The organism is Modestobacter italicus (assembly GCF_000306785.1).
Lineage (GTDB): Bacteria > Actinomycetota > Actinomycetes > Mycobacteriales > Geodermatophilaceae > Modestobacter > Modestobacter italicus.
Window position 1 is genome coordinate 1693924 of record NC_017955.1, and the last position, 17846, is coordinate 1711769.

The window sequence follows — 17846 nt, forward strand, 5'->3', positions numbered from 1 at the left end:
GGAGCGGTGAGCACCTCCCTTTCCCGTGACCTGGCCAGGGTCGAGCAGGCGCTCCTGTCGCGGTGGCCGGAGAACCGGCTGGAACCGTCCCTGACCCGCATCTCCGCGCTCGTCGACCTGCTCGGCTCGCCGCAGCGCGCGTTCCCCGTCGTCCAGGTGACCGGCACCAACGGCAAGACGACGACGGCGCGGATGATCGACGAGCTGCTGCGCGGCTTCGGCCTGCGCGTCGGCCGCTTCACCAGCCCGCACCTGGAGGAGCTGCGCGAGCGGATCGTGCTCGACGGCGAGCCGCTGCCGGCCGACCGGTTCGTCGAGGTCTTCGACGACGTCGCGCCCTACGTGCAGCTGGTCGACGCCGGCAGCGACGTGCCGATGTCGTTCTTCGAGGTGATGGTGACGATGGCCTACGCCGCCTTCGCCGAGGCCCCGGTCGACGTCGCGGTCATCGAGGTCGGCATGGGCGGCACCTGGGACGCGACCAACGTCGCCGACGCCCGGGTCGCCGTGGTCACCCCGGTGTCGCTGGACCACGCCGAGTACCTCGGCCCCGACGTCGCCAGCATCGCCACCGAGAAGTCCGGGATCATCAAGCCCGCGCCGCCGACCGAGGAGGGCCTGCCCGGCGTCGACGTCGTCGCGGTGCTCGCCCACCAGCCGCCCGGCGCGCTGGAGGCGCTGGTGCGCCGGGCCATCGAGGTCGACGCGACGGTGGCCCGCGAGGGCACCGAGTTCGGCGTGCTGGAGCGCCGGGTCGCCGTCGGCGGCCAGCAGGTCCGGCTGCAGGGGCTGGGCGGGGAGTACGACGAGGTGTTCCTGCCGTTGTTCGGCGCCCACCAGGCGCAGAACGCGGCGGTGGCGCTGGCCGCGGTGGAGGCGTTCCTGGGGGCGGGGTCGGCCACCGGGCCGGTCGCGCAGGACGTCGTCCGGGAGTCCTTCGCCGCCGTGCGCTCGCCGGGGCGGCTGGAGCGGGTGCGCAGCTCGCCGGCGGTGCTCGTCGACGCCGCGCACAACCCGGCCGGCATGGCCGTGACGGTGGCGGCGGTGCGCGAGTCCTTCGACTTCACCCGGCTCGTCGGCGTCGTGGCCTGCGTGCAGGGCAAGGACGTCAGCGGGATGCTCGCCGAGCTCGAGGGGCTGTGCGCCGAGCTGGTGGTCACCCAGAACAGCTCGCCGCGGTCGATCCCGGCCGACGAGCTCGGCGCCCTGGCGGTCGACGTCTTCGGTGCCGACCGGGTCAGCGTCCACCCGCGGCTCTCCGACGCCGTCGAGGCGGCCATCGAGCTGGCCGAGGCCGGCCCGGACGACGCCCTGGGCGGGTCCGGCGTGCTGGTCACCGGCAGCGTGATCACCGCGGGGGAGGCCCGGACCCTGCTGTCCGGCACCCGCTCGTGACGGCACCGGACCCGGTCCGGGCCGGGCGGGCGCTGGGCGGCGCGGCGGCGGCGATCCTGCTGCTGGAGGGGATCGCCGTGCTGTTCGTGCCGCGCGGCATCGCGCAGAGCGGCGACGGGCTGACCGGCTTCCGGCTGACCGTGCTCATCGTGCTGGCCGTGCTGCTCATCCTGGCCAGCGGTGTGCAGCGCCGCCCGCAGGGGCTGGTGGTCGGCACCGTGCTGCAGGTGCCGCTGCTGCTCACCGGCTTCCTCGGCTCGGCGATGTGGCTGGTCGGCGGGGTCTTCGTGCTGATCTGGGCCTACCTGCTGCAGGTCCGTAAGGACCTGCTGGGCAGCCCGTTCGGCCCGCCGCCGGCGCCGCCCGCCGGCTGAGCCCCAGGTTCACCCGCACGGGGGGCGCGGCGGGGGCGGCCTCGGTGCACCCTGAGCCCCACACGTTGTGTGACTCGCCTGTGGCAGGCAGTCACCGGAGGCAGGGGGAGCACCATGGCCGACCACAGCCGTTGCTGCGCGCGGAAGCACGAGCCCGCCAGGAGGGCCGGCGGCGCCGTCGCGGCCGACGAGAAGGTCGGGTCGATCGGCTACACGATCGCCGAGTACGCCCACCGGGTCCGCTACCAGCTCCACGACGACCTGGTCGAGCGGCACGCCCGCGAGCTGCACCAGCGCAGCAGCTACGACTGCTGGAACGGCCTCAGCGACCGCGACCAGGAGCTGTGGCGGCACATGGCGCGGCTGGACCTGTCCCACCGCTAGGCCACCTCGGGCTCCCCGCCGGCCCGTTCCTGCAGCGAGCCGGCGTCGGTGCCCAGTTGGGCGAGGACCCGGGTGACCGTCGGGTCGCCCACCGCCAGGACGCCGAGCAGCACGTGCCCGCTGTCCAGTCGGCGCTCCTTGCGCCGCAGGGCCGCCCGCAGCGACTCCTGCAGCGCCCGCTTGCTGCCGTCGGCGAAGGGGAGGTGCCCGCCGGTCGGCCGGCGGCCCCGGTCGAGGGCGCCGGCGCCGAAGACCGCCTCGGCCGAGGCGCGCACCTGGGCCAGGTCGACCCCGAGGGCGGCGAGGGCGGCGGGGTCCAGCGGGTCGCCGACCGCGGCCGCCACGGGCGCGAGCCGGTCGTGGTCGACCCCGGCCGCCCGCAGCGCCGTCCCGCCCCGGCTGGGGTCGCGGGTCAGCGCCAGCAGCAGGTGGACCGGGTCGACCCGCTCGGCCCGGAGCTCCCGGGCCTCCTCCTGGGCGAGGACGACGGCGCGGCGTGCCTCGTCGGTGAAGCGCTCGAACACGTCAGCGGTCCCTTCTCGAGGTGGCGTGCTTCTTGTGGACGGCCTGCTTGCTCACGCCGAGCGCGTCGGCGATCTGCTGCCAGGACCAGCCGCGGCCCCGGGCGTTGGACACCTGGAGCACCTCGAGCCGGTCGGCCAGGTCGCGCAGCGCCCGGATGGCGCGCAGCCCGGTGTCCGGGTCGTCGGCCGCGGCGGCGGTGGTGACGTCGGTGGGGGATGCCATGCCGTCAACGTAGGTTGACGCCGTCCTCCTGTCAACTCATGTTGACGACGGGGGTCCCGTACGCTCCCCGCCGTGTCTGCACCCACCGCTGAACGCTCCCTCGTCCTGGTCAAGCCCGACGGCGTCGCCCGCGGCCTCGTCGGCCAGGTCGTCGCCCGGCTCGAGGCCAAGGGCCTCCGCCTGGTCGCCGCCGAGCTGCGCACCCTGACCGTCGAGGTCGCCGAGGAGCACTACGGCGAGCACCGCGAGCGCCCGTTCTTCGGCTCGCTGGTCGAGTTCATCACCAGCGGCCCGCTGCTCGCCCTGGTCGTCGAGGGCCCGCGCGCCATCGAGGCGTTCCGCGCGCTGGCCGGCGCCACCGACCCGGTGAAGGCCGCCCCCGGCACCATCCGCGGCGACTTCGCCCTCGAGGTGCAGAACAACATCGTGCACGGCTCGGACTCGCCCGAGTCCGCCGCCCGCGAGATCGCGCTCTTCTTCCCCGGCCTCGGCTAGTCCGACGGCGGGGCCCTGCACCGGGGTCCCGCCGTCTACCCTGGACCGGTCATGACTGTGGACTCGCTCTACCCCCAGCTCGAGCCGTTGCTCGCCCAGGTGCAGAAGCCCATCCAGTACGTGGGCGGTGAGCTCAACGCCCAGGTGAAGCCGTGGGACGACGTCCCCGTGCACTGGGCGCTGATGTACCCCGACGCCTACGAGGTGGGCCTGCCCAACCAGGGCCTCATGATCCTCTACGAGGTGCTCAACGAGCGCCCGGACGCCCTGGCCGAGCGCACCTACGCCGTCTGGCCCGACCTCGCCGGGCTGATGCGTGAGCACGGTGTCGGCCAGTTCACCGTCGACGCGCACCGCCCGGTGCGCGCGTTCGACCTGCTGGGCGTCAGCTTCGCCACCGAGCTCGGCTACACCAACCTGCTCGAGGCCCTCGACCTCGCCGGCGTCCCGCTGCACGCGGTCGACCGCGACGAGACCCACCCGGTCGTGGTGGCCGGTGGGCACGCCGCGTTCAACCCCGAGCCGGTCGCCGACTTCGTCGACTGCGCCGTCCTCGGTGACGGCGAGCAGGTCGTCGGTGACATCACCGACGTCGTCGCCGCGTGGAAGGCCGAGGGCCGCCCCGGCGGGCGGGTCGAGCTGCTCGCCCGGCTGGCCCGGGTCGACGGCGTCTACGTCCCGCGCTTCTACGCCGTCAGCTACGCCGCCGACGGGACGATCGCCGAGGTGCTGCGCACCCGGGACGACGTCCCGGCGCGGGTCGGCAAGCGCACGGTGATGGACCTGGACGAGTGGCCCTACCCCAAGCAGCCGCTGGTACCGCTCGCGGAGAGCGTGCACGAGCGGATGAGCGTGGAGATCTTCCGCGGCTGCACCCGCGGCTGCCGGTTCTGCCAGGCCGGGATGATCACCCGCCCGGTGCGCGAGCGGACCATCACCGGCATCGGCTCCATGGTCGACGCCGGCCTCAAGGCGACCGGCTACGAAGAGGTCGGGCTGCTGTCGCTGTCCAGCGCCGACCACTCCGAGATCGGCCAGCTGGCCAAGGAGCTGGCCGACCGGTACGAGGGCACGAACACCGGGCTGAGCCTGCCCAGCACCCGGGTCGACGCCTTCAACGTCACGCTGGCCAACGAGCTGTCCCGCAACGGCCGCCGCTCCGGGCTGACCTTCGCCCCCGAGGGCGGCAGCGAGCGCATCCGGCGGGTGATCAACAAGACCGTGTCCAAGGAGGACCTGGTCCGCACGGTCACCACCGCCTACGCCAACGGCTGGCGGCAGGTGAAGCTCTACTTCATGTGCGGTCTGCCCACCGAGACCGACGCGGACGTGCTGGAGATCGCCGAGCTGGCGGTCGAGGTCATCCGGGCCGGCCGGGAGGCCAGCGGCACCAAGGACATCCGCTGCACCGTCTCCATCGGTGGCTTCGTGCCCAAGCCGCACACCCCGTTCCAGTGGGCCGCGCAGGCCAGCGCCGAGACGATCGACCACCGGCTGCGGATCCTGCGCGAGGCGATCAACAGCGACCGGCGGATCGGCCGCTCCATCGGGCTGCGCTACCACGACGGCAAGCCCGGCGTGATCGAGGGCCTGCTCTCCCGCGGCGACCGCCGCGTCGGGAAGGTCATCGAGCGGGTGTGGCGCGACGGCGGCCACTTCGACGGCTGGAGCGAGCACTTCTCCTACGACCGGTGGCGGACCGCCGCGACCGAGGAGCTCGGCGCCTTCGGGCTGGACCTGGACTGGTACACCACCCGGGAGCGGACCGAGCACGAGGTGCTGCCCTGGGACCACCTGGACTCCGGGCTGGACAAGGAATGGCTCTGGGAGGACTGGCAGGACGCGATCTCCGAGGACGAGGTCGGGGACTGCCGGTGGACCGGCTGCTACGACTGCGGCGTCTGCCCGACCATGGGCACCGAGATCCAGATCGGCCCCACCGGCCGGAGCCTTCTCCCGCTCATCGTGGTCCGCTGATGGCCCGGCAGCCCGACGGGCCCCCGCCGCCGCCGACCGTGCAGAAGCTGCGGCTGCGCTACACCAAGCGCGGCCCGCTGCGGTTCGCCTCGCACCGCGACCTGGCCCGGGCCCTGGAGCGCGCGCTGCGCCGGGCCCAGGTGCCGATGGCCTTCTCCGCCGGTTTCAGCCCGCACCCGAAGATCTCCTACATGGGGGCGGCGCCGACCGGCGCGGCCTCGGAGGCGGAGTACTTCGAGATCGGGCTGTCCGCCCGGCGCGACCCCGAGCAGGTGCGCGCCGCGCTGGACGCCTCGCTGCCGCCGGGGATCGACGTCCTGGAGTGCGTCGAGGCGGTCGAGGGCAGCGGGTCGCTGGCCGACCGGCTGGACGCCACCCGCTGGCGGATCGACCTGCCCGGGGTGGACGCCGACGAGCTGTCGGCCGCCGTCCGGGAGCTGCTTTCACGCGAGGCGGTGATGGTCACCAAGCGCACCAAGAACGGCACCCGGGACGTCGATGCGCGGGCCGCCGTCGTCCGCGCGGCGGTGGCCGTGGAGGCAGGTTGTGCCATACTGCACGTGGTCGTACGGCAGCTCACGCCGACCGTCCGACCGGATGACGTGATGGCCGCTCTGGCTGCCGTCGCCGACCTGCGCCCGCCGTTGCCCATCCGGGCCGTGCGTGAGGCGCAGGGCCGGCTCGACGACAGCGGTGAGGTCGCCGATCCGCTGGGACCCGATCGTGCGGTGCGCTCCTGCTGCCAGGAGGAGCGCGCGCAGGTCTGAACCGGCGGAGCCGGACGCCGGGCGTCGTCCGCGACACGTCTGCCAGCCGTGACGCGCCGTACCACCCCGATCTTGCCCGCCCCGCACCACCCGCGTTCCGCACGCTGCACCACCGGGCCCCAGCCGCACCGGCCGGGGCGCGGACCCAGACTTCGCGAGAAGGGCGCCGTCGCACCTCGCGGCCCGCCCGACCCGCCTGACCCGCGTCCCTGCGCGGCCGCCTGTCGGAGACGACCGGCGCCCGGGGACGCACAGGAGGCGAGCCCTCAGTGGCCGACCGCACCGACGACGACACCCCCGCGACCGACGGGGCCCCGGCTCCCGAGCAGTCGCCCGCACCCGAGACCGGCGGGCTCGAGCAGACCCCCGCCGACCCGCCCGCCGAACCCACCGGCGCCGTGCTGCCCGAGGACGACGAGGAGGAGACCGACGGCGCCGCCGAGGCCGCCGCCGCGCTCCTCGCTGCCGGGGGCCCGCTCGTGCCGGAGCGCAACCCGGTCGACGACCGCACCCCGGCGCCCGAGTCGGAGCCGGGGCTGCCCCGCTTCGGCGCCCAGTTCAGCTCCCCGGAGCCGACCACCGTCACCGCCCGGCCCCGCCGCCGGGCCACCCGGCCGTCGCTGTCGGCCGACCCGGACCCGGTGGAGCCGGCTCCGGCCCCGGTCGCCCCGCCGGCCCCCGCGTTCATCACCTTCGTGGCCCCCGAGCCCGACGCCGCGCCCCCGCCGCGCCGGCGCAGCCGTCGCCCCGCGGAGTCCCCGGCCGAGCCGGAGGAGCCCGCCGAGGCCACCGCCGAGGTCGACGACCGCGAGACCGAGCCGGCCCGGCCGCGCGGCCGCGGCCGCAGCCGCCGCCGTCCCGCCGAGGAGGCCGTGGCCGAGCCGGTCGAGGACGCCGACGTGGCCGACGTCGCCGATGTGGCCGAGGTCGACGACCGCGACCTCACCGACGCCGACGACACCGACGACCGCGACGACGAGGACGGCGGCAGCTCCGGCAGCCGCCGCCGCCGCCGCGGGCGCCGCGGCCGCGGCCGGGGCCGCAGCGAGGACTCCGGCGACGCCGGGGACGACACCGACGAGGACACCGAGGCGCCGGTCGCCGGCACCGCGGACACCGACGAGGAGTCCGAGGACGGCTCCGACGCCGACAGCGACGAGGACAGCGACGACGAGGGCGCCGAGGCCGGTCAGGGCTCCAGCACCCGCCGCCGCCGGCGTCGCCGCCGCCGCGGCAGCAGCGGCGAGAGCGCCGCGGACGAGACCACCGACGACGACGACCGCCCGGAGCGCGCCGGCCGCAACGGCCGGACCTCCAGCGACGACGACGTCCGCGGGGTCGCCGGGTCCACCCGGCTGGAGGCCAAGCGCCAGCGGCGCCGCGAGGGCCGGGACGGTGGCCGCCGCCGCGCCCCGATCCTGTCCGAGTCGGAGTTCCTGGCCCGCCGCGAGGCCGTCGACCGCGCCATGGTCATCCGCCAGCAGGGCGAGCGCACCCAGATCGCCGTCCTCGAGGACGACGTGCTGGTCGAGCACTACGTGACCCAGACGCAGGCGACCTCGTTCGCCGGCAACGTCTACCTCGGCCGGGTGCAGAACGTGCTGCCCAGCATGGAGGCCGCCTTCGTCGACATCGGCAAGGGCCGCAACGCCGTCCTCTACGCCGGTGAGGTCAACTGGGACGCCGCCGGCCTGTCCGGCAAGCAGCGCTCGATCGAGACCGCGCTGAAGAGCGGGGACAAGGTCCTGGTCCAGGTGACCAAGGACCCGATCGGGCACAAGGGCGCCCGGCTCACCCAGCAGGTCAACCTGCCCGGCCGCTTCCTGGTCTACGTGCCCGGCGGCTCGATGACCGGCATCAGCCGCAAGCTCCCGGACAAGGAGCGCACCCGGCTCAAGGACATCCTCAAGAAGATCGTCCCGGACGACGCCGGTGTGATCATCCGGACCGCCGCGGAGGGCGCCTCGGAGGAGGAGCTCACCCGCGACGTGGCCCGGCTGCAGGCGCAGTGGGAGGTCATCCAGACCAAGGCCGCCTCCACCAGCAACGCTCCCACGCTGCTCTACGGCGAGCCCGACCTGGCGATCCGGGTGATCCGCGACGTCTTCAACGAGGACTTCAAGCGGCTCGTCGTCCAGGGCGACGACGCCTGGGACACCGTTGAGGCCTACGTCGCGCACGTCTCCCCGGAGCTGTCCGAGCGGCTGCAGCGCTACGCCGGCACCGGCGACGTCTTCCGCGACCTGCGGATCGACGAGCAGCTGATGAAGGCCCTGGACCGCAAGGTCTGGCTGCCCTCCGGTGGCTCGCTGGTGATCGACCGCACCGAGGCGATGACCGTCGTCGACGTCAACACCGGCAAGTTCGTCGGCTCCGGGGGCAACCTCGAGCAGACCGTCACCCGCAACAACATCGAGGCCGCCGAGGAGATCGTCCGCCAGCTCCGGCTGCGCGACATCGGCGGGATCATCGTCATCGACTTCATCGACATGGTCCTGGAGAGCAACCGCGACCTCGTGCTGCGGCGGCTCACCGAGTGTCTGGGCCGGGACCGGACCAAGCACCAGGTCGCCGAGGTCACCTCGCTGGGCCTGGTGCAGATGACCCGCAAGCGGGTCGGCCAGGGCCTGCTCGAGGTCTTCTCCGAGCCCTGCGAGCACTGCCGCGGTCGCGGCGTGCTGGTGCACCTGGACCCGGTCGAGGACAAGAAGCGCTCCGGCGGCAACGGGAACGGCGGGCACCCCGGCGGCGGCCGCAACCGCGACCAGGGCCCGGCCAAGGACTCCGGTGGGCGCGGCGACCAGCCGCGCCACGAGGTCGCGGAGACCGTCGAGACCCCGGCCGAGCAGCCGGTGGACGCCGAGGCGGCCGAGCCCGCCGAGCAGGGCACCGGCGAGGGCCGCGGTGGCCGGCGCAGCCGGGACGCCGCGGTCGCGGCCAGTCCGGTGAGGCCCGCGCGGCCGAGGACGCCGCCGTGCTCGCCGCGGCGGGCGACACCGAGGACACCGACCAGGCTCCCGTCGCGGAGGCCCCTGTCGACGAGGCTCCTGCCGAGGAGGCTCCCGTCGAGGAGACCGCCGACGAGGTCGTCGCGGCGGAGCCGGTCGAGGTGCCGGACGTCGAGGTGACGGACGTCGAGTCGCCGGTGGTCGCGGAGGAGCCGACGCCCGACACGGTGCTCGCCGCGGCGCTCACCGGCGCCCCGGAGAGCCCTGCCGCCGCCCCGGTCGAGGAGACCACGGCGGAGCCGGTGGCCGAGGCCCCGCCGGCGGTGGTGGTCGCGCCGCAGGCGGTCGCCGAGCCGGTGGCCGAGGACGCCCCGCCGGTGGCCCGACCGCGCCGCCGCCGGGCGGCGTCCCGCCCTGCCGGCCCCCCTACCTGAGGGGTCCCGCCCACGTTCGACCCGGCGTCCCCGGCTCGGGTACGCTGGTCGGGTTGCCGCGGGACGACAGGCCGCCTCAAGGTGGATCCGTCGGCCGGCAGCCCGTCCAGCACTCGGCCCGCCCGGTGCGCGCAGGACACAGTGCTGGACCTGAAGAGAACCGATCGAGGAGTCAGTGGTGTACGCAGTCGTCAAGGCCGGTGGAACGCAGCACAAGGTGGGTGTCGGTGACACGTTCACCGTCAACCGCTTGAGCGGGGTGGCCGGTGACACCGTCACCCTCCCTGCCATCCTGCTGGTCGACGGCGACACCGTCACGACCGATGCGCAGGCGCTCGCGGGCGTGACCGTGACCGGCGAGATCGTCGAGCACGGCAAGGGCCCGAAGATCCACATCCACAAGTTCAAGAACAAGACGGGCTACCACAAGCGGCAGGGGCACCGTCAGCCCCTGACCAGCGTCGTGGTCCGCGACATCACGAAGGGCTGACGACGACATGGCACACAAGAAGGGCGCATCGTCGTCCCGCAACGGCCGCGACTCGAACGCCCAGCGCCTCGGCGTGAAGCGCTTCGGTGGCCAGGTCGTCAAGGCCGGCGAGATCATCGTCCGCCAGCGCGGCACCCACTTCCACCCCGGCCTGGGTGTCGGCCGCGGCAAGGACGACACGCTGTTCGCGCTGGTCCCGGGTGCGGTGACCTTCGGGTTCCGCCGTGGGCGCCGCGAGGTCACCATCGCCGCCGTCCCGGCGCGCGAGACCGTCTCCGCGTAGCACCACCAGCAGTTCTCACGGGGTGGCGGCGCCGATCTGGCGCCGCCACCCCGTTTCCATTCACCCAGTCCGGCCGTAGTGCAGAGAGGCGGCGACCATGGCCGCTTTCGTCGACCGTGTGACGGTCCACGTGGCCGCAGGGAACGGGGCCCACGGGGTCAGTTCCGTCCACCGCGAGAAGTTCAAGCCGCTCGGCGGCCCCGACGGGGGCAACGGCGGGGACGGCGGGGACGTCGTCCTCGAGGTCGACCCGAACGTCCACACGCTGCTGGACTTCCACCACTCGCCGCACCAGAAGGCCGCCAACGGCAAGCAGGCCGCCGGCGACTACAAGAACGGCGGGCGCGGTGAGGACCGCGTGCTCCGGGTCCCGCCGGGCACCGTGGTCACCATCGACGGCGAGCAGGTCGCCGACCTGATGGGCGCCGGCACCCGGGTGGTCATCGCGCACGGCGGCAAGGGCGGGCTCGGCAACGCCGCGCTGGCCAACTCCCGGCGCAAGGCCCCCGGCTTCGCGCTGCTGGGCGAGCCCGGCGAGGCCGTCGACGTCGTCCTGGAGCTCAAGAGCATCGCCGACGTCGGCCTGGTCGGGTACCCGTCGGCCGGCAAGTCCTCGCTGGTCGCGGCGATGTCCGCGGCCCGGCCGAAGATCGCCGACTACCCCTTCACCACCCTGGTGCCGCAGCTGGGCGTGGTCCGCGCCGGCGACGTCACCTACACGATGGCCGACGTCCCCGGGCTCATCCCCGGCGCCTCCACCGGCAAGGGACTGGGCCTGCAGTTCCTCCGGCACGTCGAGCGCTGCGCCGTCCTGGTGCACGTGGTCGACATGGCCACCATGGAGCCCGGGCGCGACCCGGAGAGCGACATCGACGCGCTCGAGCACGAGCTGCGCGAGTACGGCGGCGACGAGCTCGACCTGGTCGGCCGGCTGAAGATCGCCGTGCTGAACAAGATCGACGTCCCGGACGCCCGCGAGCTGGTCGACCTGGTCCGCACCACGCTGGAGCAGCGCGGCCTGCAGGTCTTCCCGATCAGCGTCGCCACCCACGAGGGCCTCGACGCCCTGGGCTTCGCGCTGGCCCGCGAGGTCGAGCAGTACCGGGCCTCGCTGCCCGAGGTCGAGCCGGTGCGGATCACCCTGACCCCGCGCGCCGTCGACGACGGCGGCTTCACCGTCGAGCCCGACCCGCGCACCGACGGCTGGCTGGTCCGCGGCAAGCGGCCCGAGCGCTGGATCCGGCAGACCGACTTCTCCAACGACGAGGCCGTCGGCTACCTCGCCGACCGGCTCAACCGGCTCGGCGTGGAGGAGGGGCTGGCCAAGGCCGGCGCCGTCCCCGGCGACGCGATCACCGTCGGCGACGTCACCTTCGACTGGGAGCCGACGCTGCCGGCCGGCACGCTCACCGTCGAGGAGACCGCGGGCCTGGGCGGCCGCGGCACCGACGTGCGGCTGGAGACCAACACCCGGCCCCGCGCCGAGGACCGGCTGGCGGCCAAGAAGGCCCGCCGGCTGCCGCACGAGCTGGCCGACGAGGACGGCTGGATCGACACCCGGCTGCTCGAGGACGACGCCGACCGGTGAGCACGCGGGCAGACGTCGCCGCCGCCCCCGGGTGGTGGTCAAGGTGGGCTCCTCGTCGCTGACGACGCTGCCCGGCGGGCTGGACGTCGACCGGCTGCGCGCGCTGGTCGACGTCCTCGGCGCGCTGCGGGCCGCCGGCCGGCAGGTCGTGCTGGTCAGCTCCGGTGCGATCGCCGCCGGCCTGGCGCCGCTGTCGCTGACCGGCCGGCCCCGGGACCTCGCCACCGCGCAGGCCGCGGCCAGCGTCGGGCAGCTGCGGCTGGTGCAGACCTACGCCGACGCCTTCGCCGCGCACGGGGTCACCGTCGGGCAGGTGCTGCTGACCGCCGACGACCTGACCCGGCGCAGCCACTACCGCAACGCCTCGCAGACCATCGAGCGGCTGCTGGCGCTGGGCGTGCTGCCGATCGTCAACGAGAACGACACGGTCGCCACCGAGGAGATCCGGTTCGGCGACAACGACCGGCTGGCCGCGCTGGTGGCCCACGTGGCCGTGGCCGACGCCCTGGTCCTGCTCTCCGACGTCGACGGCGTCTACGACGGCGACCCGCGCACCGGCCCGGCGCAGCTGATCGACACCGTCCGCGGCCCCGAGGACCTCGCCGCGGTCGCGCTCGGCTCGGCCAGCCGCAACGGCGTCGGCACCGGCGGCATGGCCACCAAGGTCGAGGCGGCGCTGATCGCGTCCGGCGCCGGGGTGCCCGTGGTCGTCGCCTCCACCCCGCAGGCGGCGGCCGCGCTGGCCGGCGAGCGGGTGGGCACGCTGTTCGCCGCCCGCGGACGCCGTCCCTCCGCCCGGCAGTTCTGGCTGCGCTACGCCAGCCGCCCGCGCGGCCGGGTGCTGCTCGACGAGGGCGCGGTCCGTGCGGTGCGCGAGCGGCACGCCTCGCTGCTGGCCGCCGGCGTCACCGGCTCGACCGGGGACTTCCTCGCCGACGACCCGGTGGAGCTGGTCGGCCCGGACGGCGTGGTCGTCGCCCGCGGCCTGGTCGCCTACGACGCCCGGGAGCTGCCGGCCCTGCTCGGCCGCAAGACCGCGGACCTGGACCCCGAGCACCGGCGCGAGGTCGTGCACCGCGACGAGATGGTGCTGGTCAGCCGCCGTTTCGCGGGCTGAGAGACTGGACCCGTGACTGTTCGTCCGATCCGCGAACTCGGTGACCCCGTCCTGCGCACCCCGGCCGACCCGGTCCGGGAGTTCGGCAAGGACCTGGCCGCCCTGGTGCGCGACCTCGAGGAGACCGTCGACCACCCCGGCCGGGCCGGGCTCGCCGCGACGCAGATCGGGGTCGGCCTGCGGGTCTTCTCCTACAACGTCGACGGCGTCATCGGGCACCTGGTGAACCCGGTGATCACCGAGCGCTCCGAGGAGACCCAGGACGACGACGAGGGCTGCCTGTCCATCCCCGGCCTCTACGCGCCGACCGTGCGGGCGATGCACTGCGCCGCCGAGGGCCTCGACGTCCACGGCGAGCCGCTGCGGATCGAGGGCAGCGGGCTGCTGGCGCGCTGCCTGCAGCACGAGGTCGACCACCTGGACGGCAAGCTGTTCGTCGACCGGCTGACCGGCGAGACCCGCAAGCGGGTGCTCCGCGCCCTGCGCGCCTGATGGCGTTCGAGCCGGTCACGCTGGCCGGGGACGTCGTCACGCTGGAGCCGCTGCGCCGCGAGCACGTGAGCGCCCTGGCCACCGCCGCCGCCGACGGCCGGCTCTGGGAGCTCTGGTACACCTCCGTGCCCACCCGCGAGGGCATGGCCGCCGACGTCGACGCGCGGCTCGCCCTGCAGGACGCCGGCGCGATGCTGCCGTTCACCGTGCGCCGCAACGACACCGGCGCCGTGGTCGGGGCGACCACCTACTGCAACGTCGACGTCGAGACCCCGCGGCTGGAGATCGGCTACACCTGGACGGCGGCCTCGGCCCAGCGCAGCGGGGTCAACACCGAGAGCAAGCTGCTGCTGCTCGGGCACGCCTTCGAGGTGCTCGGCTGCCTGGCGGTCGAGTTCCGCACCCACTGGCACAACACCCAGTCGCGCACGGCGATCGCCGCGCTCGGCGCCAAGCAGGACGGCGTGCTGCGCAACCACCGACGCCAGCCCGACGGCTCGCTGCGGGACACCGTCGTCTTCTCGATCACCGACGCGGAGTGGCCCGCCGTCCGCAACCGGCTGCGCCACCGCCTCGCCCGCCACCAGGCATAGGTACCAATACCTGCGTTCCCGGCGCCAGGACGCCGGTATTGGTACCTATGCCTAGGCCGGCGCCCGCGTAACCTCGGGGCGTGTCCGCCGACGACTTCCCGCTGATCGGGGCCGCCGCCGCGCGCGCCCGCGAGGCCGCCCGCGTGCTGCGCACCCTGCCCACCGAGACCAAGGACGCCGCGCTCGTGGCGATGGCGGAGGCGCTGCTCGAACGAGCCGACGAGGTGCTGGCCGCCAACGCCGCCGACGTCGAGGCGGCTGCCGCCGACGGGACGCCGGAGTCGGTGCTCGACCGGCTGCGGCTGACCCCGGCGCGGGTGTCCGGGGTCGCCGACGCGCTGCGCCAGCTGGTCGCCCTGCCCGACCCGGTGGGCGACGTCGTCCGCGGGTCGACGCTGGCCAACGGCCTGCAGCTGCGCCAGGTCCGGGTGCCGCTGGGCGTCGTGGGCATCGTCTACGAGGCCCGGCCGAACGTGACCGTGGACGCGGCGGGGCTGTGCCTCAAGAGCGGCAACGCGGCGCTGCTGCGCGGGTCGGCCTCCGCGCACCGCACGAACACCGCCCTGGTCGCCGTCCTCACCGAGGCCGCGGAGAAGGCCGGGCTGCCGGCCGGGTCGGTCGCGCTGCTGCCGGCCGACCGGGCGTCGGTGGGGGAGCTGCTGAACGCCCGCGGCCTGGTCGACGTGGTCATCCCGCGCGGCGGCGCCTCGCTGATCCAGCGGGTGGTCACCGAGTCGCGGGTGCCGGTGATCGAGACCGGCGTCGGCAACTGCCACGTCTACGTCGACGCCTCGGCCGACCCGGCGATGGCCGAGGCGATCGTCCTGAACTCCAAGACCCACCGGGTGAGCGTCTGCAACTCCGCCGAGACGCTGCTCGTGCACCGCGACGTCGCGTTCCTGCCGCGGCTGCTCACCGCGCTCGCCGAGGCCGGCGTGACGTTGCACGGCGACGACGCCGCCCGCGCCGCCCACGACGGGGTGCTGCCGGCGACGGACGAGGACTGGGCGACCGAGTACCTGTCGCTGGACATGGCGGTGCGGGTGGTCGACGACCTCCCCGGCGCGCTGGACCACATCAGCCGGTGGGGCAGCGGGCACTCCGAGGCCATCGTCGCCGACTCCGCCCGCGCGATCGCCGACTTCACCGCCGGGGTCGACGCCGCCGCCGTGCTGGTCAACGCCTCCACCCGGTTCACCGACGGCGGCGAGTTCGGCTTCGGTGCCGAGATCGGCATCTCCACCCAGAAGCTGCACGCCCGGGGGCCGCTCGGGCTGCCGGAGCTCACCTCCACCACCTACGTCGTCACCGGCAGCGGCCACACCCGCTGACGCCGGCCGCCGTCCCCCGAAGGAGCCGCATGTCCCGCACGCCCACCCACGCCGCCCAGTTCGCCGACGTGGCGGACGTGACGACGCGGCTGTCGGCCGCGGGGTACCTGCCCGACCACCAGATCGCGACGACGGTCTTCCTCGCCGACCGGCTGGGCAAGCCGCTGCTCGTCGAGGGCCCGGCCGGGGTGGGCAAGACCGAGCTGGCCAAGGCGATGGCCACGGCCACCGGCGCGGAGCTGATCCGGCTGCAGTGCTACGAGGGGCTGGACGAGGCCCGGGCGCTGTACGAGTGGAACTACAAGAAGCAGCTGCTGCGGATCTCCGCGGCCGGTTCCGGGGGCGCGGACTGGGACACCGTCCACGACGACGTCTTCGGTGAGGAGTTCCTGCTCGCCCGGCCGCTGCTGACCGCCATCCGGCGCACCGAGCCGACCGTGCTGCTCATCGACGAGACCGACAAGGCCGACGTCGAGGTCGAGGGGCTGCTGCTGGAGGTGCTCAGCGACTTCCAGGTGACCATCCCGGAGCTGGGCACGATCACCGCCGTCCGCCGGCCGATGGTGGTGCTGACCTCCAACGCCACCCGCGAGCTGTCCGAGGCGCTCAAGCGGCGCTGCCTGTACCTGGCGCTGGACTACCCGAGTGCGGAGCGGGAGCGGGAGATCGTGCTGTCCCGGGTGCCCGAGCTCGCGCCGGCGCTGGCCGACCAGCTGGTGCGGACCGTGCGGGCGCTGCGGGCGCTGGAGCTGAAGAAGGCGCCGTCGATCTCCGAGACGCTGGACTGGGCGCAGACGCTGCTGGCGCTCGGGCTGGACACGCTGGACGAGTCGGCGATGCGCTCGACGCTCGGCGTCGTGCTCAAGCACGCCAGCGACCAGGTGCGGGCCGCCGCCGAGCTCCGGCTGAACTGATGTCCGCGCCGGTACCGCCCACCGCGGTGGAGCCCGGGGGGCTCGCCGGGCACCTGGACGGCTTCGTCCGCGCGGTCCGCGAGGCCGGGGTCCCGGTCGGGATCAGCCAGGCGGTGGACGCCGCCGAGGTGCTCACCGTCGTCGACCTGCTCGACCGGGAGCAGCTGCGGCACGGCCTGGCCGCGGTGCTGCTCCGGCGGGCCGCGCAGCGGCCGGCCTTCGACGTGCTGTTCGACCTGTGGTGGCCGCTGACCGACCGGCCGCTGCCCGAGGGCGACGAGGCGTCCGACGACCAGGCCGAGGACGGCGACGCCGCGGACGGCCCGCTGCCGGTGGGCGACCCGGGCGCGCTGACCGAGGCGATGCGCGCCGAGCTGCTGCGGCTGCTCACCGAGGGCGACCCGGAGGCGCTGCGCCGGTTCGCCCGGCTCGCCGTGGACCAGCTGGGCGCCGGGGCGCCCTCGCCGTCGGGGCAGTCGTTCTTCAGCTACCGCGTGCTGCGGGCGCTGTCGCCGGACACCCTGGTCGCCCAGCTGCTGGCCGGGCTGCTCGGCGACGCCGACCGCGGTGGGCTGGCCGAGCAGGTGGCCCGGCAGACCGCGAGGGAGCGGATCGCCGCGTTCCGGACCGCGGTCGAGGCCGAGGTGCGCCGCCGGACCGCCGCGGAGAAGGGGCGGGACAAGGTCGCCCGCAACGCCGTCCGGCCGCTGGCCGACCAGGTCGACTTCCTCCGCGCCCAGCAGTCCGACCTCGCCGAGCTGCGCCGGACCGTCGCGCCGCTGGCCCGCCGGCTGGCGGCCAAGCTCTCCGCCCGCCGGCGGCTGGGCCGGGAGGGGCGGCTGGACTTCCGGCGGACCGTGCGGGCCTCGCTGGCCACCGGTGGCATGCCGCTGGTGACCCACCACCGGCCCCGGGTGGTGCACAAGCCGGAGCTGGTCGTGCTGTGCGACGTCAGCGGCTCGGTCGCCGGGTTCAGCCACTTCACGCTGATGCTCGCCCAGGCGTTGCGGGAGCACTTCAGCGGCGTGCGGGCGTTCGCGTTCGTCGACTCGACCGACGAGGTCACCCGGTTCTTCACCCCGGGCGCCGACGTCGTCGACGCGATCGCCCGGATCGGCCGGGAGGCCGACGTCGTCGGCTTCGACGGGCACAGCGACTACGGCAACGCCCTAGAGGTCTTCGCGGAGCGGTGGCCCGGGGCCGTCGGACCGAAGACGTCGCTGCTGGTGCTCGGCGACGGGCGCACCAACTACCGCCAGCCCGGCCTGCCCACCCTGGCCGACCTGGTCCGGCGGTCGCGGTCGGCGCACTGGCTCAACCCCGAGCCGCGACGGCTGTGGGGGAGCGGCGACTCCGCCGCCGACCGCTACCGCGAGGTCATCCCGATGGTCGAGGTGCGCACCGCCGCCCAGCTCGCGGACTTCGTCACCACCCTCTGACCCCGGCAACGACCGGCGTGCCCAGGGCGACACGCCGATGGGATCGATGCCACCGTAGATCCTCCCGGCGGACCCGTG

Annotated in this window: 19 protein-coding genes; 17 read left to right on the top strand and 2 right to left on the bottom strand. The window is 74.7% G+C overall.

Annotated features, from left to right (window positions below; genetic code table 11):
• The first annotated feature begins 6 nt into the window (after window positions 1–6).
• From MODMU_RS08220 to MODMU_RS08230, 3 genes are all read left to right on the top strand, one after another.
• Window positions 7–1395 carry a bifunctional folylpolyglutamate synthase/dihydrofolate synthase gene (locus MODMU_RS08220; RefSeq protein ID WP_014739753.1) on the top strand — a complete coding sequence of 463 codons (1389 nt, stop codon included), beginning with the start codon at window positions 7–9 and terminating at the stop codon, window positions 1393–1395.
• Window positions 1392–1769 (top strand): DUF4233 domain-containing protein, encoded by a 378-nt coding sequence (locus tag MODMU_RS08225; protein WP_014739754.1) that lies wholly within the window; start codon window positions 1392–1394, stop codon window positions 1767–1769. The genes MODMU_RS08220 and MODMU_RS08225 overlap by 4 nt, the downstream gene beginning before the upstream one ends.
• Window positions 1770–1883: 114 nt before the next feature.
• The gene (locus MODMU_RS08230) at window positions 1884–2153 is read left to right on the top strand and encodes a hypothetical protein (RefSeq protein WP_014739755.1); all 270 of its coding nucleotides are present in this window, start codon (window positions 1884–1886) and stop codon (window positions 2151–2153) included.
• Here the strand turns inward: MODMU_RS08230 and MODMU_RS08235 are convergent.
• Window positions 2150–2677, bottom strand: a complete 528-nt coding sequence (locus MODMU_RS08235; RefSeq protein ID WP_014739756.1) for a Clp protease N-terminal domain-containing protein — start codon at window positions 2675–2677, stop codon at window positions 2150–2152. The genes MODMU_RS08230 and MODMU_RS08235 overlap by 4 nt on opposite strands.
• A 1-nt stretch (window position 2678) precedes the next feature.
• Window positions 2679–2900 (bottom strand): helix-turn-helix domain-containing protein, encoded by a 222-nt coding sequence (locus MODMU_RS08240; protein ID WP_014739757.1) that lies wholly within the window; start codon window positions 2898–2900, stop codon window positions 2679–2681.
• Between the two features lie 72 nt (window positions 2901–2972).
• Between MODMU_RS08240 and ndk the strand changes: the two genes are divergently transcribed.
• The 14 genes from ndk (at window position 2973) to MODMU_RS08300 (ending at window position 17768) form a co-directional block, all read left to right on the top strand.
• Complete coding sequence (gene ndk, locus MODMU_RS08245; protein WP_014739758.1) at window positions 2973–3395, top strand: nucleoside-diphosphate kinase; 423 nt, start codon at window positions 2973–2975, stop codon at window positions 3393–3395.
• 51 nt (window positions 3396–3446) lie between these two features.
• Window positions 3447–5372, top strand: coding sequence for a TIGR03960 family B12-binding radical SAM protein (locus tag MODMU_RS08250; RefSeq protein WP_014739759.1), 1926 nt, complete (start codon window positions 3447–3449; stop codon window positions 5370–5372).
• Window positions 5372–6139, top strand: a complete 768-nt coding sequence (locus MODMU_RS26855; protein WP_014739760.1) for a TIGR03936 family radical SAM-associated protein — start codon at window positions 5372–5374, stop codon at window positions 6137–6139. The genes MODMU_RS08250 and MODMU_RS26855 overlap by 1 nt, the downstream gene beginning before the upstream one ends.
• 269 nt (window positions 6140–6408) lie before the next feature.
• Window positions 6409–9267, top strand: coding sequence for an Rne/Rng family ribonuclease (locus tag MODMU_RS08255; protein WP_051143956.1), 2859 nt, complete (start codon window positions 6409–6411; stop codon window positions 9265–9267).
• A complete protein-coding gene (locus MODMU_RS29390; protein WP_231851812.1) occupies window positions 9264–9521 on the top strand; it encodes a hypothetical protein in 258 nt (85 codons plus the stop codon). The genes MODMU_RS08255 and MODMU_RS29390 overlap by 4 nt, the downstream gene beginning before the upstream one ends.
• 178 nt (window positions 9522–9699) lie before the next feature.
• Complete coding sequence (gene rplU / locus MODMU_RS08260) at window positions 9700–10011, top strand: 50S ribosomal protein L21 (protein ID WP_041795104.1); 312 nt, start codon at window positions 9700–9702, stop codon at window positions 10009–10011.
• 7 nt (window positions 10012–10018) lie between these two features.
• Entirely contained in the window at window positions 10019–10294 is a 276-nt protein-coding gene (gene rpmA, locus MODMU_RS08265) for a 50S ribosomal protein L27 (protein WP_014739762.1), read from the top strand.
• Between the two features lie 97 nt (window positions 10295–10391).
• A complete protein-coding gene (gene obgE, locus MODMU_RS08270) occupies window positions 10392–11882 on the top strand; it encodes a GTPase ObgE (protein ID WP_014739763.1) in 1491 nt (496 codons plus the stop codon).
• Window positions 11883–11925: 43 nt separating this feature from the next.
• A complete protein-coding gene (proB, locus tag MODMU_RS08275) occupies window positions 11926–12999 on the top strand; it encodes a glutamate 5-kinase (protein ID WP_231851814.1) in 1074 nt (357 codons plus the stop codon).
• Window positions 13000–13011: 12 nt separating this feature from the next.
• Window positions 13012–13491, top strand: a complete 480-nt coding sequence (gene def, locus MODMU_RS08280) for a peptide deformylase (RefSeq protein ID WP_014739765.1) — start codon at window positions 13012–13014, stop codon at window positions 13489–13491.
• A complete protein-coding gene (locus MODMU_RS08285; protein ID WP_014739766.1) occupies window positions 13491–14084 on the top strand; it encodes a GNAT family N-acetyltransferase in 594 nt (197 codons plus the stop codon). The genes def and MODMU_RS08285 overlap by 1 nt, the downstream gene beginning before the upstream one ends.
• A gap of 80 nt (window positions 14085–14164) precedes the next feature.
• Window positions 14165–15415 carry a glutamate-5-semialdehyde dehydrogenase gene (locus tag MODMU_RS08290; RefSeq protein ID WP_014739767.1) on the top strand — a complete coding sequence of 417 codons (1251 nt, stop codon included), beginning with the start codon at window positions 14165–14167 and terminating at the stop codon, window positions 15413–15415.
• Between the two features lie 29 nt (window positions 15416–15444).
• Window positions 15445–16329 carry an AAA family ATPase gene (locus tag MODMU_RS08295; RefSeq protein WP_014739768.1) on the top strand — a complete coding sequence of 295 codons (885 nt, stop codon included), beginning with the start codon at window positions 15445–15447 and terminating at the stop codon, window positions 16327–16329.
• Window positions 16329–17768, top strand: coding sequence for a vWA domain-containing protein (locus MODMU_RS08300; protein WP_014739769.1), 1440 nt, complete (start codon window positions 16329–16331; stop codon window positions 17766–17768). The genes MODMU_RS08295 and MODMU_RS08300 overlap by 1 nt, the downstream gene beginning before the upstream one ends.
• Window positions 17769–17846 lie beyond the last annotated feature (78 nt).